At 69.7% G+C, this 14,144-nt stretch carries 16 protein-coding genes and 2 tRNA genes; 10 read left to right on the top strand and 8 right to left on the bottom strand.

Going from position 1 to position 14,144, the window contains the following annotated elements:
- Nucleotides 1-13: 13 nt before the first annotated feature.
- Nucleotides 14-406 carry a nitroreductase family deazaflavin-dependent oxidoreductase gene (locus ACFVBH_RS08350; protein ID WP_354987089.1) on the top strand — a complete coding sequence of 131 codons (393 nt, stop codon included), beginning with the start codon at nt 14-16 and terminating at the stop codon, nt 404-406.
- A gap of 19 nt (nt 407-425) precedes the next feature.
- On the opposite strand, the gene ACFVBH_RS08345 is transcribed toward ACFVBH_RS08350, so the two are convergent.
- Nucleotides 426-1,313, bottom strand: coding sequence for a LysR family transcriptional regulator (locus ACFVBH_RS08345; protein WP_354987090.1), 888 nt, complete (start codon nt 1,311-1,313; stop codon nt 426-428).
- Between the two features lie 223 nt (nt 1,314-1,536).
- Here ACFVBH_RS08345 and ACFVBH_RS08340 point away from each other — a divergent pair, with 223 nt between their 5' ends.
- Together ACFVBH_RS08340 and ACFVBH_RS08335 are read left to right on the top strand one after the other, a co-directional pair.
- Nucleotides 1,537-2,775, top strand: a complete 1,239-nt coding sequence (locus ACFVBH_RS08340; protein WP_379000880.1) for a hypothetical protein — start codon at nt 1,537-1,539, stop codon at nt 2,773-2,775.
- A 22-nt stretch (nt 2,776-2,797) separates the two neighbouring features.
- Nucleotides 2,798-3,433 carry a class F sortase gene (locus ACFVBH_RS08335; RefSeq protein ID WP_379000879.1) on the top strand — a complete coding sequence of 212 codons (636 nt, stop codon included), beginning with the start codon at nt 2,798-2,800 and terminating at the stop codon, nt 3,431-3,433.
- Nucleotides 3,434-3,541: 108 nt separating this feature from the next.
- On the opposite strand, the gene ACFVBH_RS08330 is transcribed toward ACFVBH_RS08335, so the two are convergent.
- On the bottom strand, nt 3,542-5,005 hold the full coding sequence (locus ACFVBH_RS08330; protein ID WP_379000878.1) for an MFS transporter: 1,464 nt from the start codon (nt 5,003-5,005) through the stop codon (nt 3,542-3,544).
- A gap of 155 nt (nt 5,006-5,160) precedes the next feature.
- Between ACFVBH_RS08330 and ACFVBH_RS08325 the strand changes: the two genes are divergently transcribed.
- The 4 genes from ACFVBH_RS08325 to ACFVBH_RS08310 all read left to right on the top strand — a co-directional run bounded on the left by ACFVBH_RS08325 (nt 5,161) and on the right by ACFVBH_RS08310 (nt 7,841).
- Nucleotides 5,161-5,526 (top strand): metalloregulator ArsR/SmtB family transcription factor, encoded by a 366-nt coding sequence (locus ACFVBH_RS08325; protein ID WP_379000877.1) that lies wholly within the window; start codon nt 5,161-5,163, stop codon nt 5,524-5,526.
- The gene (locus tag ACFVBH_RS08320; RefSeq protein WP_379000875.1) at nt 5,523-6,032 is read left to right on the top strand and encodes an SRPBCC family protein; all 510 of its coding nucleotides are present in this window, start codon (nt 5,523-5,525) and stop codon (nt 6,030-6,032) included. Before ACFVBH_RS08325 ends, ACFVBH_RS08320 begins: the two co-directional genes overlap by 4 nt.
- Nucleotides 6,033-6,168: 136 nt before the next feature.
- On the top strand, nt 6,169-6,702 hold the full coding sequence (locus tag ACFVBH_RS08315) for a hypothetical protein (protein ID WP_354987096.1): 534 nt from the start codon (nt 6,169-6,171) through the stop codon (nt 6,700-6,702).
- Between the two features lie 134 nt (nt 6,703-6,836).
- A complete protein-coding gene (locus tag ACFVBH_RS08310; protein ID WP_354987097.1) occupies nt 6,837-7,841 on the top strand; it encodes an AraC family transcriptional regulator ligand-binding domain-containing protein in 1,005 nt (334 codons plus the stop codon).
- On the opposite strand, the gene ACFVBH_RS08305 is transcribed toward ACFVBH_RS08310, so the two are convergent.
- Nucleotides 7,838-8,029 carry a hypothetical protein gene (locus ACFVBH_RS08305; protein WP_354987098.1) on the bottom strand — a complete coding sequence of 64 codons (192 nt, stop codon included), beginning with the start codon at nt 8,027-8,029 and terminating at the stop codon, nt 7,838-7,840. The two genes, ACFVBH_RS08310 and ACFVBH_RS08305, sit on opposite strands and share 4 nt — an antisense overlap.
- A gap of 287 nt (nt 8,030-8,316) precedes the next feature.
- On the opposite strand from ACFVBH_RS08305, the gene ACFVBH_RS08300 reads away from it, so the two are divergent.
- The 3 genes from ACFVBH_RS08300 to ACFVBH_RS08290 all read left to right on the top strand — a co-directional run bounded on the left by ACFVBH_RS08300 (nt 8,317) and on the right by ACFVBH_RS08290 (nt 10,564).
- Nucleotides 8,317-8,892 carry a hypothetical protein gene (locus tag ACFVBH_RS08300; RefSeq protein WP_379000874.1) on the top strand — a complete coding sequence of 192 codons (576 nt, stop codon included), beginning with the start codon at nt 8,317-8,319 and terminating at the stop codon, nt 8,890-8,892.
- Between the two features lie 344 nt (nt 8,893-9,236).
- A complete protein-coding gene (locus tag ACFVBH_RS08295) occupies nt 9,237-10,145 on the top strand; it encodes an SGNH/GDSL hydrolase family protein (RefSeq protein WP_379000873.1) in 909 nt (302 codons plus the stop codon).
- Between the two features lie 56 nt (nt 10,146-10,201).
- Nucleotides 10,202-10,564 carry a DUF397 domain-containing protein gene (locus ACFVBH_RS08290; protein WP_354987101.1) on the top strand — a complete coding sequence of 121 codons (363 nt, stop codon included), beginning with the start codon at nt 10,202-10,204 and terminating at the stop codon, nt 10,562-10,564.
- 86 nt (nt 10,565-10,650) lie between these two features.
- Here the strand turns inward: ACFVBH_RS08290 and ACFVBH_RS08285 are convergent, their stop codons facing one another.
- From ACFVBH_RS08285 to ACFVBH_RS08265, 5 genes are all read right to left on the bottom strand, one after another.
- Entirely contained in the window at nt 10,651-11,568 is a 918-nt protein-coding gene (locus ACFVBH_RS08285) for a helix-turn-helix domain-containing protein (protein ID WP_379000872.1), read from the bottom strand.
- 218 nt (nt 11,569-11,786) lie between these two features.
- Nucleotides 11,787-12,512: a cupin domain-containing protein gene (locus ACFVBH_RS08280; protein ID WP_379000871.1), complete on the bottom strand. Its 726-nt coding sequence runs from the start codon at nt 12,510-12,512 to the stop codon at nt 11,787-11,789.
- Nucleotides 12,513-12,535: 23 nt separating this feature from the next.
- Nucleotides 12,536-12,606, bottom strand: a tRNA-Gln gene (locus ACFVBH_RS08275).
- Nucleotides 12,607-12,617: 11 nt separating this feature from the next.
- Nucleotides 12,618-12,691: transfer RNA gene (locus ACFVBH_RS08270), tRNA-Arg, on the bottom strand.
- A 355-nt stretch (nt 12,692-13,046) separates the two neighbouring features.
- On the bottom strand, nt 13,047-14,099 hold the full coding sequence (locus ACFVBH_RS08265; RefSeq protein ID WP_379000870.1) for an LLM class flavin-dependent oxidoreductase: 1,053 nt from the start codon (nt 14,097-14,099) through the stop codon (nt 13,047-13,049).
- Between the last annotated feature and the right edge of the window lie 45 nt (nt 14,100-14,144).

Raw genomic sequence — 14,144 nt, 5'->3', positions numbered from 1 at the left:
AAAGGAGTTCGGAATGACAACCTTCGATCGCGGTCCCTCGATGTTCCCGGCGTGGTTCGATCGGCTACAGGTCAAGTACATGAATCCGGCCATGCGCCGCGTCGCGCCCTACCTCCCGGGCTTCGCGGTCATCGAGCATCGCGGCCGCAAGTCGGGCCGGGCGTACGCGACGCCGGTCAACGCCTTCAAGTCCCGGGGCACCTTCGCGGTCGTGCTCGGTCACGGCATCACCGACTGGGCGCGCAACGCGGTCGCGGCGGGGGATACCACCGTGCGCTCGCAGTTCCGCACCATCCGGATCACCAACGCGCGGATCGTGGCCCCCGGCCAGGGTGGCGCGGAGCTCCCCAAGCCCGCCCGCCTCGCGGGCGGAAAGTTCAACATCTTCCTCGCCGACATCGCCTAGCCGCCGCGGCCCCGGCCGGTCAGAACGTCACGCCGTATTCGGCGAGCAGCGTGCGTGTGAACGCGGCCGCCGCGGGCGTGGAACGTCCGGTGGGTACGGCCAGCCCGAATTCCCATTCGATGGCCGGGGTCGTGTGGACGGTGTGCAGTTCGGGGAAGCGTTTTGCCGCCGATTCCGGCAGCAATGCGGGTCCGAGTCCACTGCGCACCAGGTCGGCGATCATCTCGAGCGCGGCGGCCTCGTACCGGAACTCGAGCCGCACATCGGCGTTCGCGAGCGCGTCGTTGATCACCTCGCTGATGATCCACTCCTGCGGCAGCGCGACGAAGCAGTCCCCGGCCAGCTCGGGCAGCGACACCGAGGCCCGCTGTTCCAGCCGGTGCCCGGGCGGGCACAGCAGCACCACGGCTTCGCGCGCCAGCGGAACCACGCGCACCCCGGGCGGCGGCTGCACGGGCCGGGCCACCAGCGCCAGGTCCAGCGATCCGTCGGCGATACTGGCCATCCGTTCCGCCGCGCGGGCGGCCGGTTGCGTCAGCCGCAGCCGCACCAGGGGATGTTCGTCGTGGAACCGGGCGAGCACGGCGGTCAGATCCACCGAGCCGTGCGAGAGCAGAATCGCGAAAGTGACCGAGCCGCTCAGATTGTCGCGATAGTCGACGACGGAGTCGGCCGCGCGGCGCGCGGCGTTCAGCACGATCCGGGCCTCCGGCAGCAGGGCGGCTCCGGCCGCGGTCAGCGAGATCCGCTGCCTGGAACGATCGAACAGCGCGGCGCCCAGATCGTTTTCGAGCTTGGCGATCGACGCCGACACCGCCGACTGCACCACGTGGACCTGTTTCGCGCCCTGCGAGAAGCTCAACTCGGTGGCGACGGCGACGAAGTACTCCAATTGCCGGAGTTCCATAGCGAGAGGCTACCAATTGTGGGGGTCGTCTCCGTGACATCCCGCGTCCGGCTCGCACGACCGGGCGGTATCGCCATCGTCGATGAGCCGAATCGCGTGCGTGCGTTGGACTCGCATCCGCGGCGGGCCGAGCCTGGGGGCGAGTAATTCGCTCAATGGTTATCGGGGCATCCTCCGGCAGCGCGGCCGACCTGAAGGCCCTGCTTCACGGGATGAGAAGTACATGATCAGCAAGCGTGCAATCTCGGTTCGTCAGCGCTCTATTCTCACGCTGGGGGCCTCGGCCACGGCACTCTCCCTGCTCTTTATCGGCGCGCCGGCCGCTGTTGCCGATCCGTCGCTGGGCATCGATACCGGATCCGCGGGGCTCGGTGCGGTCCCGGGTTCGGCCGGTGTGGATGCCGGTCCGATCGGCGTCGGCGCGGTGACCGGCAGCGGCGACGTCCCGGGCACGGGCTCGGCGGCCACGGACACCGGCAGCACACTCGCGCTCGGAACCGGCAGCGGCGCAGGCGGTTCGGAGGTCGTGGATGCGGGCAGCGCCGCGGCATCCGGTAGTGCCGGAGCTCTCGCGGCCGGTAGTTCGCAGGCCCTGGACGCGGGGAGCGCGGGTGCGGCGGGCAGCGCCGGTGCGGGTAGCGCGGCCGCGACGGGCAGTACGGACGCGAGTAGCGCCGGTGCCGCGGGTAGTGCGAGTGCGGGCAGCTCGGCGGCTGAAACCGGCAGTGCCGCAGTGGCTCTGGGGCTCGGATCGGCCGGTGCGGGTGCGGCTGGAGCCGGTGCTGCCGGGGCGGGGGCTGCCGGTGCGGCGGGGGCCGGCGCCGCGGGAGCCGGTGCGGGTCTCGGCGGCGCGGCTCTCGGGAGTGCGGGTCTCGGCAGCGCCGGGGCGGGAAGCGCGGACTCCGGAAGCGCGGCGGTGGGCAGCGCCGGCATCGGCAGTGCCGCGGTGGGTAGCGCCGCTTTGGGCAGTGCCGGGGTCGGCAGCGCCGCCCTGGGCAGCGCGGCGGTCGGTAGTGCGGCACTCGGTAGTGCGGCGGCCGGCGGAGCCGCGGGCGGCACGGCGCTCGGAGGTGTGCTGCTGGGCCTCGGTGCCGGCGGTCCCGGCCGGAACGGTCAGACCGGCCCGGGTCAGAACGGCCCGGGTCAGGACCCGAACGGACAGAACCGGAACGGGCAACTGCGCGGCGTCGGTCCCGCTCCGATCCACCCCGCACCGGACACGTCCGGCCGCGATGGAACAGCGCTCACCCCCGCCGAAACGGTCTATTCGCAACAGCCGGACACCGCCGGAACCCCCGGCGCGGCCGCCTATCCCGTCCCGCTCGGCCACCCCGAAACCGGTGCGGGCGGTCTGGTGACGTCCGATCGCGCCCTCCTGGCCGCCTTCGGCCTGCTCTCGCTCCTGGGTGCGGGCCTGCTGGTGTCGCACAGCGTGCGCCGCCCGGCTCGCGCCGAGTCCTGACTCCGGCCCGGATACGAAGCGCATGTCCAAGGTTCGATCAGCCCTGTCCTGGGTCGTCGTCGCCCTGCTGCTGGCGGTGGGCGCTGTCCTGCTCACCGCCAACGGCGCCGTCGGGCAACGGAATCCGCCGCCCACGGCCATCGACGCCGGTTCGGGGGCGCCGCCGCCCGCGGTGCCTCCGCTCGCGCGCTCGGCCCCCGTAACCCTGTCCATCCCCGCCCTGGGCCTGACCACCACGCTCGACCGTGTGGGCTTGACACCCGATGGCACGGTGCAGGATCCGGCCTCGTTCGACCGCCCGTCGTGGTACCGCCCCGGTGCGACCCCCGGCGAACGGGGATCGGCGGTCATCCTCGGCCACGTCGATTCCTATCGCGGCCCGGCGGTCTTCTTCCGCCTCGCCGACCTCCGCCCCGGCGATGCCATCGACGTCACCCGAACCGACGGCCGCACGGCCCATTTCATGGTGACCCGCACCGAAACGGTCTCCAAGAACGATTTCCCCGCGCGGGCCGTCTACGCTGATCACGGCGTGCCCGAACTCCAATTGGTCACCTGCGGAGGCGAATTCGACATCGGCAACCGCTCGTACCTGTCCAACGTCATCATCTATTCCGTGCTGACCGACCCGTCAGCCGCCGCGACCCGCTCCGGGTAGCCGCGCCGCACACGCCGGGCGCACCGTCCGCTGCCGGACACGCGCCGCCCCCGCATACGCCGACGGCGTGGCCGCGGAATCCACGGCCACGCTGTCGAATTCGAGTGATCAGTGCGCCTGCGCCGCACCCTGCTTCGGCAGTCCGAACACCACCGCGAACGACACCGCTGTCAGCGCGATCGCCACGCCGGTGACCGATCGAATCGCGGTCAGCGCCACCTCCGGCCCGTCCCCGAGCGCGAAGCCGCTGAAGAACACCGTGCCCAGCACCGCCACGCCCAGCGCCGCCGCACCCTGCTGGAAGGACTCCAACATGCCCGAGGCCGAACCGATCTCGTGATCCTGGAGCTCACCGACGATGATGCCGAACAGCGGCACGAAGATCATGCCCATGCCGAGGCCGTAGGCCAGCAGCGCCGGCGCGAGGGCCGCGGGAGTGGGCGCACCGTCGCCGCCGAACTGCGCGAACAGCGCCACGAGCCCGATCAGCATGCCCGCCAGTCCCAGGTGCAGCACCTTGCGCCCGAGCTTGGGGGCGAGCCCGGCGCTGACCCCGGAGCCCAGGAACGCCCCGACCGCCCACGGCGCCATGGTCAGGCTCGCCCGCAGCGCGCCGTATCCGAGGCCCAGCTGCAGGAACAGGCCGACCGCCAGCGAAAAGCCGCCCACCCCACCGAAGAACACGGTCACGAACCCGATACCCGACGTGTAGGAACGCTTGGCGAACACGCTCATCTCGATGAGCACGACCCGGCCGTCCCGCGCCCGCCGCACCTGGTCGAGGACGAACAGCCCCAGCACCGGAATCGAAGCGATCAGCGTCGCCACCATCCACCACGGCCAACCGGCTTCGCGACCCTCGACCAGCGGGTACAGCAGCATGCCCATACCGAGGCCCGCGACGACGGCGCCCCGCAGATCCAGCGTCAGCCCCGGCAGCGGCGCGGCGGCGGGCAGCGTCCACACGGCCAGTGCCAGCGCCACCGCGCCGAGCGGCAGGTTCATCAGGAAGATCGAACGCCAGCCGGTGCCGAGGACGTCTGCGTCGATGAGCAGCCCGGCCACGATCGGACCCGCGATGGTGGCGATGCCGATCATCGGCCCGAAAGCCGCGTAGGCCTTACCGAATTCGCGCCCGAACAGATCGCGGATCAGCCCGAAGCACTGCGGCACCATCACCGCCGCGAACAGGCCCTGCGCGACCCGCCCGGCCAGCAGCATGTCGATCGATCCGGCGACGCCGCACAGCACCGAGGTGATCAGGAACCCGCTGAGCCCGATCAGCAGCACCCGCCGCCGCCCGAACATGTCCCCGAGCCGGCCGCCGGTCAGCAGTCCGATCGCCATCGCGAGGGTGTATCCCGCGCTGAGCCACTGCACGGTGGCGGCCGAGCCGCCGATGTCGCCGCGGATCGCGGGCGCCGCCACGTTGACGATGGTGGCGTCGAGCAGATTGAGCAGCGTCGCGGCCAGGATCGCGATGAGCCCGATCCAGCGCCGCGGCATGGGTGCGCCCGAATCCGTTGTCGTCGTGCCTGTTTCGATCACTGGTTGATCGGTGGTGATTGTCACTGCGGTCTCCCTGACGACTGTCCGTTTCAGGAACGGAATGTTCGGTTCCGTTCAATTAGAACAGAATGATCCATTCCGTTCAAGTCGTATCGGGGGATAGTCCGTCCGGGTGCGTGGTCCGCGAAAACGCGTAACCGATGTGTTACGCTTTTCCGGTGGACGAAGTAGCCGCCGCGATCGCCGATCCGGTGCGCCGGGAGATCCTGCTGCTGTTGCGCACGGACCGGCTCACCGCGGGGGAGATCGCCGAGAATTTCGCGATCAGCAGACCCGCGATCAGCCGGCACCTGCGGGTGCTGCGCGAATGCGGTCTCGTCCGCGACGAAGTGGCCGGGCGGCAGCGGTTCTACACCCTCGACGCCCAGCCGCTGCGTGAGATCGCGGGCTGGATCGCGCAATTCGAGCGCCGCGACGCCTGGGAGCGGCACTTCGACGCGTTGGAGACCGAGGTGTACCGCACGCGCCGCGAGCATCGCGCCGCACCGGCGGACACCGGGACAGCAAGGGAGAACACCGCATGACCAATCCACCCGCCGGTCGCGTCGTGCCCACCGCGGCCGGTCGCGACCTGATTCTGCACCGGACCTTCCGCGCCCCGATCGAGGACGTGTGGGCGAGCATCACCGAATCCGACCGCACCGCCCGCTGGTACGGGCAGTGGAAGGGCGAACCCGGCGTCGGCCGGACGATCCAGGTGCAGATGGCTTTCGAGGAAGGCGCGGGCTGGTCCGACATGCGCATCGACGCGTGTGACCCGCCGCGCCGGCTCGCGCTCTACGCGGCCGACGACTACGGCGTCTGGAGCCTGGACCTGGAGCTGACCCAGCAGGACGAGATCACCACCCTGCGCTTCACCCACCACCTCGACGACAAGGCCGAAGTCGAGAACGTCGGCCCGGGCTGGGAGTACTACCTCGACGCCATGGTCTCGGCCTACAACGACGGCCCGCAGCCGAATTTCGACGACTACTACCCGGCCATGAAGGCGTACTACGAGGCCCAGGACGCGGGATCGGGCGCGAGCTGAATACCCGGTCTACGTTGCACGGTCATAGATGATCCGAATCAAGTTGCAGCACTTCTGATTTCGTCATACTTCCCGGTCCGCCGCTGGTACCGTCCGCCCCGGCGCCGCTCCCCCCGGCGCCGGAAGGAAGTAGACAATGACGAAGTCCCGCTTGGCCCTGGGCGCGGGTGTGTGCGCCGCGCTGGCCGGTTCGGCGCTGGCCGCCGGTTCCGCGCACGCCGCCATCGACAGCATCGCCGCGGTCGGGCCGACGCCGGGCGCGGCGTGCCGGGTCGGGGCGGCCTGCACGATCGTCGCGACCACCACCGGCTCCGACCGCTTCGCGACGGTGGAGTTCCTGGTCGGCGACGTGGTCGTGGGATCGGCTACGCCCGTGGCGGATACCTTCGGAAAGGTGACGGCCACGCTCCCGTGGAATCCGTCCGCGTCCGGCCTGTATCAGGTGGAAGTCCGCCAGAACGGCACCGACACCTCCATGTCGTACTACGTGAGCCCGGGCGAGAACGGCTGCTGGGCCGTGCCCGGTTCGAGCGGCACCGGGTCCGCCGGCTCGGGTTCGGGCGGCAGCGGTTCCTTCGGATCCGGTTCGGCCGGTTCGGGTTCGGCCGGTAGCGGTTCGGCGGGTTCGGGCTCCGGGGGGAGCGGATCGAGCACCGGATCGCTCTGCTGATCGGATGCCGGTGAGCCGGGCGCACCCGTGGGCCCGGCTCTTCCCCCGCACTGTGCGATCAACCTCACTTGCGACCCCGACGCACCGGGCGGTATAGCCTTTGGCTATCCGAGTGATGATGCGCAGGAGGGGCGTTGGGTACAGATCAGACATTGCTGCATCGGTTCGTGATCTCCCAGATGACGGCGATGGGCTTGGATCGCGCTCGGCTGATTCGCGAATGCCGGGTGCCGGACTGGACTTTGACCGGCAACGGCGTTCACGTCGCGAGTGAGACCTTCTGGCGGCTGTGGGAGATCGGGGCGCGCTGGCTCGACGACCCGGATGTCGCGCTGCACGTGGCCAGTCGTTACGAGCTCAAGGCGACCGGACTGTACGACTACCTGTTCACCAGCGCGCCCACGCTCGGCGCGGGCCTGGCCACCTGCGGCCCGTACGTCAGCGCGGTGACCACCAACCATCGATTCGATCTGGTCGACGGCGGTGGGGGACCGATGCTGCGGCTCGACATGGTCGACGGGGGTGACGCGACGCGCGACTACACCCAGCTGTGGGGGCTCATCGCCGTGCTGACCCGCGCGCGGCACGTCGTCTCCGCGCCGCTGAACCCGGTGCGGGTCGCGCTGCGCCGTCCCGCACCGCGCCGGCTCGACACCTATCGGGAGGTGTTCGGCACCACCGCAATCGAATTCGGCGCCGACATCGACGCGATGACCTTCCGCCCCGCCGATATGGAGCGCCCGCTCACCACCGCCGATCCGGTGCTGGCGGCCGTGCTGCGCCCCCTGGCCGAGGCGCTGCCGCCGCCCCCGCCGCTGGAATCCGCGTGGCCCGAGCGCGTGGCCGTGGCGGTCGCACAGGCTTTGGACGAGGGCGAGGTCTCGCTGGACGTGGTGGCGCGCAGACTGGCGACCAGCCCGCGCACGCTGCAGCGCCGGCTGGCCGACGCGGGCACGACCTGGCGACAGGAGCTGGATCGGGCGCGTTCGGCCCGGCTGGTGGCGGCCTCCACCGCGGGCCCGGTGAGCCGGGGCAGACAGGCGCAGCTGCTCGGCTACGCCGACGCGGCGTCCATGCGCCGGGCCTCGCTGCGCTGGGCCGTGGTGGCCCATGCGCACGCTCCCGCGCCGCCGCGCTAGGTCCGCAGGTGGCTGGCGGCGATGCGCCAGAAGGTGGCGTGTTCCATCGTCGCGAAATCCCAATCCTCGATGAGCGCGTGTGAGGTGGCGACGATTCCGTGCACGTCGAAGTCTTCCCGGGTCGCCGTGCCCTTGGCTTCCAACGCCGCCACCACATAGGCAAGAGCACGTTCTCGGGAGTGTTGCACGGGGGATCTCCTCGCAAGCGGTTCGACTCGGGTGTGCGTCCTGGACCGGCGGGCGGAAACATGCGGTGGCGGATGCCGATTCGCACCGCGTGGCGCGCCGTGGACATTCAGTGTTGCCCCGCAGTCGCTGCACGACCAGTCCAGAACGCGTCAGCATCGGGGCAAACGCGTCACGGTCCGCCGAGACCGCCCGCGGGATGCGCCGGCGGCACGGTCGCCGCGCGCGAAATGCCGGTCCGCGCGGGAGCGCGCGGGCGGATCCGCCCCGGGGCAGTAGTGTGCCCTGCGTGGAAATCGAAAGCCGTTATTACGCATACGAAACCGATCTGTGGGAACGGCTGGCGGCCCTGCTGCCCACGGACCAGGACGCGGCGCGCTTTCGCGACTGCCGCGCGGCCGGTGAACAGGAAGCCGGTCTGACGCTGCTGACCAAGCGCCTGCTCGAAGATCAGGTGCCGGTCGCCGATATGGTGCGCGCCGAACTGGAGGTGCTCGCCGAGGAATGGGGTGAGCGCACGGCGCTGCATGCCGAGATCGCCTCGTGCGTCCGCGATTCCGGTGAGGCGGGCGCGGTGCGCCTGGTGGCGGACGAGTGCGCGGCCCCGATCGATGCCGCCGCGCTCGGCCTCGGCGCGACGCCGCTGGCCGGCCTGCTGGTGATTCCGTGGATCCAGTGCAACCGCTGCGCCAGCCTGCTGTGCCGCGTCCACGACCGCGATCCCCGAGGCGGCCTGCGCCAGCTGGCCTCGCACTACATCATCGGCCATCGCCGCCAGGTGCCCACCGACGAGACGGAGATCTACGCGGAGAACGACCTCTACAGCGCGTTCGAGTCGCTGCGGAACTGCACCCACCCCCGCTAGCGCGGCCCGCCGAAATTCGGTCGCGCCCGGTTCCCGGGCTCACCTAACGTCCCGGTATGAACGAAATGGACCGGGCGCACGGCGTCTCCCGGGTGGCGGTGCTGACCGGCGCCGGGATCTCGACCGGCCCTACGACGCCCTCGCCACCGCGGTGATCCGGGAGCCGATCGGGACCGCACTGCCGCGGATCTGCCGGGAGGTGGCGGCGCGCCGCACGGCGGCGGAGACGGCCGGCGCCTGAGGGTGGACGGTGTGGAACACCGAGTTTTCGATCTTGGCTCGGCGTGTGCCGTGCGCGGCTACAGTTTGGCGGTTCGCTACGGATCGACAAGAGGTGCACGGCAGTGAAGAGTTCGGCTCGGGTGCGGGTGCTCACGGCGGCGTGCGGCGCGGCCGCGGTGCTCACCGCGGTGACGCCGCCGGCAACGGCGCAGGCTCCGGACGGCAAGACCCTGGTGGTGATCGGCGATTCCTTCGCGGCCAATGGGGAGATCCTCGACCTGGTGAACACCGGGGCGGACACCGGCTGTGCGCACGTGCCGACCTCGTGGCCGACCCAGCTCACCCGGCGGCTGGAGCTGGCCCCGGACGACGTCCAGGACACCTCGTGTCAGGGCGGCACCATCGACACCTCGGGCTGGACGCTGGCGCATCAGGTGAAGCGGGCCATGGCCGACAACGCGTTCGGGGCGCGCACCCGCACGGTGGCGATTCAACTCGGCATGAACGACGCCTGGGGCGCGGAGAAACCGGTCGCGCTGTCGATGGCCTGCCTGAGTGATGTGCTCGCCGGTTGCGGTCGCGAGGCCGCCGCGCAGGGCCGCGCCCCGGACCTCGACGCGGTCACCGGCCGGGCCTACGCCGACCGGGTCCGCCAGGCGGTGACCTACATTCGCTACTACGCGCCGAACGCGCGGGTGGTTTTCGTGGGCTACCCCGAAATACATTCCCCCGGGCAAGAATCCGCTTGCGCGAGTGTGCTGGGTGTCGATGTGGTGCAGCCCCGAGCCGGGGCGGTCACCGGTTTTCTGGATCGGATCGACGCCGCCCAGCGCGAAGCGGCGGCGCTGCTGCAGGCGGATTTTCTCGATAGCCGATCGGTAACCACCGGTCACGGAGCGTGCACCCCCGAGCCCTGGGTGGACGGCATCTTCGACCCGGGGACCGAACTGTTCGGATTCCCCTGGCACCCGACCGCGCAGGGCGATTCCGCGGTGGCCGGAGCCATGCAGGAGTTGATCTCCGAGGGCTGACCCGGGGCCCGCGCGGACGCCCGGAATTGTCGGTGGGTCGCCGTAGAGTTGCGGTTATGAGCAATTCGATGTGGCGGCGCGCCGAGAGCGATGAATTCAGTTGCGCGGCCGGTGGTTCGGATAGCACTGTGTTCGTCGTAAGAGATTCGCGCGCAGGGTCATGGGGAGTGACCCTCCGGGGGGAAGGAAGTAATGTCATGAACTGCAAAACGATTCGCGGAGACCATCGTGGGCCGAGGTTCGCCAAGGCCAGTTTCAGCTACGGTGGCGGCGACTGCGTCGAGGTCGCCTACCACGAAGGACAGATCGCGGTTCGCGATTCCAAGGACAGGCACAGCCCGACGCTGTGGTTCACGAAATCCGAATGGCGGGCGTTCACCTCGGGTGTCCGCGCCGGCGAATTCGATTTCGGCGACTGATGTGTGTTGGTGGTGTCGCAGCGAAATTCGCTGCGACACCACCACCCCCACATGCGGCCGACCCCTCGACGGCCGCTGGAAAATGGTCATTGGGTTGCGATGCGGTGGATTTCGTCCCGGAGTCCGGTGAGAAATTCGCGGGCATCATTGTCGAACAAAGCCATTCCCGTCAGCGCCGTCCAGCGGCGGCGATGGGCGTCGACCAGTTCGGGGCCACGGGTCACCAGGTTGCCCGCGATCGGCTCCGCGGAGGCGATCGCGTGGTCCTCGTTCTCGTAGATGACGAAACCGTGCGGGATCGTGGTGCTCGCCTCGATATCCTGCGGAATCACCCCGATCTCGACGGTATCGAGGGTTTCGATCGAGATGGTCCGGTCCAGCTGGGCGAGCAGCATGCGGTACGGTCCGGGCCTAAAACGCAGGGCCGCTTCGGTGATCAGGAATTCGAAGCGCTTGGCGGGGTCGTACAGCACCTGCTGGCGCTCGAGACGCGCGGCCAGCGCGGACGCCAGGGCGTCGGGCGCGTAGGGCGGATCGAAGGTGGCGAACACCCGGCGGGCGTAGTCGGCGGTCTGCAGCAGACCCGGCATGAGCGCGGGCTGAAAGTTGCGCACCACCCGCGCGTCCTGTTCGAAGGCCCGCACGTCGTCCTGCAGGTGCGGGCGGTTCGCGAGCGACGCCGCCCAATCCTGCATCTCGGGCGTATGCGCGGCTTCGGTGAGCGCGCGTAGCGAATGCCGGCAATCATCCTGCGCGCCAACCGCTTCGGCCCAGTCGAGTACCTGGGGTAGCGGCGGCACCACCTGTCCCGCCTCGATCCGGGACAGTGTCGACTGGCTGATGCCGACGCGCTTGGCCAGCTCCCGCCCGGAAATCCCGGCCATGTCCCGCAGCCGCCGCAGCTCCGCCGCCAATTGCTGGCGCGGGCGCGACTGGTACGCAACCGAGTTCGCGGCGGATGCCGCGTCGGTCGCGCCCGGTGGCGGCTGATTCTCTGGGTTCATGATGATTCAGATCGAATCATCTCGATTCAGCCGCGTCAAGCCGGGGTGGGCAAATCGTGAATCATAGCGGAATCGCATGTCCACCAAGGGGATTGCTGGTCCTTCCGAAAAATCCCCGGACCAGCTGAAATGTGACAATCTGCGCAATTGCACCGGTGATTCGGGTCATCGCCGACTTCGCCCGGGTCAGCGTGCATCACGTCGCCCGGGGCGTCGCGCTAGCCCGCCGATTCCGGTGATTCGAAGTCCGCGAAGTCGAATCCCGGCGACACGACGCAACTGACCAGAACCTCGTCCGCCGTTCCCGGCAGTGGTTCCGCGCTCTGCCACCACCCGGCCGGAACCAGCACCTGCGGTCGCTGCCCCGCCAGTACGTCACCTCCGAGCACGTGGTCCCGGAAGTCGTCCGGCCGGGAACCGTTGCCGCCGAGGGTGAGACGCAGCGGCAGGCCGGTGTGCCACAGCCACAGCTCGTCCGAGCGCACCCGATGCCACACCGATCGCTCGCCGGGGCCGAGCACGTAGTAGATGCCGGTGCCGGCGGCACGCGCACCCGGATAGCCGGACGGGGTGAACGAGTGTGCGCTGCGCCAGGTTTCCCGGAACCAGCCGCCCTCGGGGTGCGGCAGCAGATCCAGGGCATCGACCAGGGGCGAACGGCGGTCCAGGCCGACATACGCGCCGGTGACATCGCGCCGGGCATAGCGAATTTCGGTGATCGCGGCACGTTCGACGGATCCGTCGGCGCGGACGAGCGCCGGATCGAGGACGGCGGCCACCATGGGTTCGCTCGCGTCCCGATGGGAGCCGTTCGCGATAGCCAGCAGGGTGGCTTCGTCCGGGGCGGTCCGCGGCCGGCCCGCGGATTCCCGCACGGTGATCGGTCCGTCGGACGCCCGCAGTTCCGGCAGGCTCAGCAGCAGGAAGATCTGATCGCTCGGCATTGCCGCCAATTTACGCCGCGGAGCTGAAGCGCCAGGATTCGAACCTGGACCGGCGAGGTCAGAGCTCGCCATGCTGCCGTTACACCACGCTTCATCGACAATCGGTATGCCCGGGAGGATTCGAACCTCCAACATCTTGCTTCGTAGACAAGCGCTCTATCCGTTTGAGCTACGGGCATGGGACCCCGGGCGAATGTCGTCGTTGACATCTACTCGGCACTGAGGTGCTCGGGGTGGGGGTGGGATGATTCCCGCTCGGCCGGGGCGGGTCTCGGAAAACGCAAGGGCCGCTTCGAGAATCCTCGAAGCGGCCCTGAGATGAGTCCGTGCACGGACCTCAGGTGCCACTCCGGATTCGGCGGCAGCCGGCTACGAAGAGCGTGCGCCCACGGACGCCGTCGAGCCGGATGTGCTGATTCCGCTGCTGTCGTGCCATTGCCTCACCCTCCTCGGAGGTCTCGTCGGTGCGTTGCCATCACGGTAGCAAGCGCGTATTCGGTTGGTAAACCGATTAATTGGGAGCTGCCGCTCCGGTCAGGCGCGGGCCAGCTCGAGCAGGCGCCGCAGCGTGGTCAGCTGTTCCTCGAACGGGGTCTCCATCTTGGCCAGCAGGGTCGAGATCCCGGCCGCGCGATACCGCTCGATCCGCTCTGCGATCGCCTCGGGCGTCCCGACCAGATTGGTGTGACTGCCCAGCTCCAGCGGTACCGCCCGCCGGGCCTCGTCGCGATTGCCCGAGGCCCAGAGCTCGGCGACCCGCTGCACGGCGGGACCGAAACCCATGCGGCCGAACGCCTCGTTGTAGAAGTTCCGCCCGCCCGCGCCCATCGCCCCGATGGTGAACGCGTAGCCCTGGGCGTGACGTCGAATCCGTTGCGCGGCATCGGCGTCGGAGTCGGCGAACTCGACGGCGACCGGCGCGACGAGATCCAGATCGGCCAGGGTGCGCCCGGCGGATTCCGCGCCGGCGCGCAGCGGATCCAGGAACACCTCGCCCGCTTCGGGAATGAACGCGTTGCCCAGCCAGCCGTCCGCGGCCGCGCCGGTGAGATGCAGGTTCGCCGGGCCCATGGCCGCCACGTAGATCGGCACCTCGCGCGGTGCGATCATCGGCCGCAGGGCGCGACCTGCGCTGTCGGGCAGCGGCAGGGTGTAGATCTCGCCGTCGTAGGCGAGCGGTTCGCCGCGGCTGATCAGGCGCACGATCTCGATGGTTTCGCGGGTGGTGCGCACCGGTTTGCGGAAGCGCACCCCGTGCCAGCCCTCCATGACCCGCGGCCCGGAGACGCCGATGCCGAGCCGGAACCGGCCCCCCGACAGCTCCTGCAGGCTCAGCGCCGAGGTGGCCAGCAGTGCGGGGGAGCGGGATCCGAGCTGAACCACGAAGGTGCCCAGCTCGATCGAATCGGTCTTGGCGGCGAGATAGGCCAGCCCGGTGAGCGCGTCGTAGCCCCAGACCTCCGGCACCCACAGCGAGGTGACGCCGAGCCGTTCGGCGTCCCGTGCGAAGTCCGCGGCGCCGGGCAGGCGGGGCTCGATGACGACGCCGACCCGAAGTGATTTCCGTATGGGATCCGATTCGACCATGGACTATGTTATAGATCATAGAAACTGTTGTTGGGAACCCCCGAG

The sequence above is a fragment of the Nocardia sp. NPDC057668 genome (genome assembly GCF_042799795.1).
GTDB lineage: Bacteria > Actinomycetota > Actinomycetes > Mycobacteriales > Mycobacteriaceae > Nocardia.
The sequence above is the reverse complement of the archived record's forward strand: the minus strand, read 5'-3'. Positions and strand labels throughout refer to the sequence as shown.

Excerpts from the sequence above, each read along its gene's own strand:
- ACFVBH_RS08350 (WP_354987089.1), top strand. The coding sequence starts at position 14 with ATGACAACCTTCGATCGCGGTCCCTCGATGTTCCCGGCGTGGTTCGAT.
- ACFVBH_RS08345 (WP_354987090.1), bottom strand. The coding sequence starts at position 1,313 with ATGGAACTCCGGCAATTGGAGTACTTCGTCGCCGTCGCCACCGAGTTG.
- ACFVBH_RS08340 (WP_379000880.1), top strand. The coding sequence starts at position 1,537 with ATGATCAGCAAGCGTGCAATCTCGGTTCGTCAGCGCTCTATTCTCACG.
- ACFVBH_RS08335 (WP_379000879.1), top strand. The coding sequence starts at position 2,798 with ATGTCCAAGGTTCGATCAGCCCTGTCCTGGGTCGTCGTCGCCCTGCTG.
- ACFVBH_RS08320 (WP_379000875.1), top strand. The coding sequence starts at position 5,523 with ATGACCAATCCACCCGCCGGTCGCGTCGTGCCCACCGCGGCCGGTCGC.
- ACFVBH_RS08315 (WP_354987096.1), top strand. The coding sequence starts at position 6,169 with ATGACGAAGTCCCGCTTGGCCCTGGGCGCGGGTGTGTGCGCCGCGCTG.
- ACFVBH_RS08290 (WP_354987101.1), top strand. The coding sequence starts at position 10,202 with ATGAGCAATTCGATGTGGCGGCGCGCCGAGAGCGATGAATTCAGTTGC.
- ACFVBH_RS08285 (WP_379000872.1), bottom strand. The coding sequence starts at position 11,568 with ATGAACCCAGAGAATCAGCCGCCACCGGGCGCGACCGACGCGGCATCC.
- ACFVBH_RS08280 (WP_379000871.1), bottom strand. The coding sequence starts at position 12,512 with ATGCCGAGCGATCAGATCTTCCTGCTGCTGAGCCTGCCGGAACTGCGG.
- ACFVBH_RS08265 (WP_379000870.1), bottom strand. The coding sequence starts at position 14,099 with ATGGTCGAATCGGATCCCATACGGAAATCACTTCGGGTCGGCGTCGTC.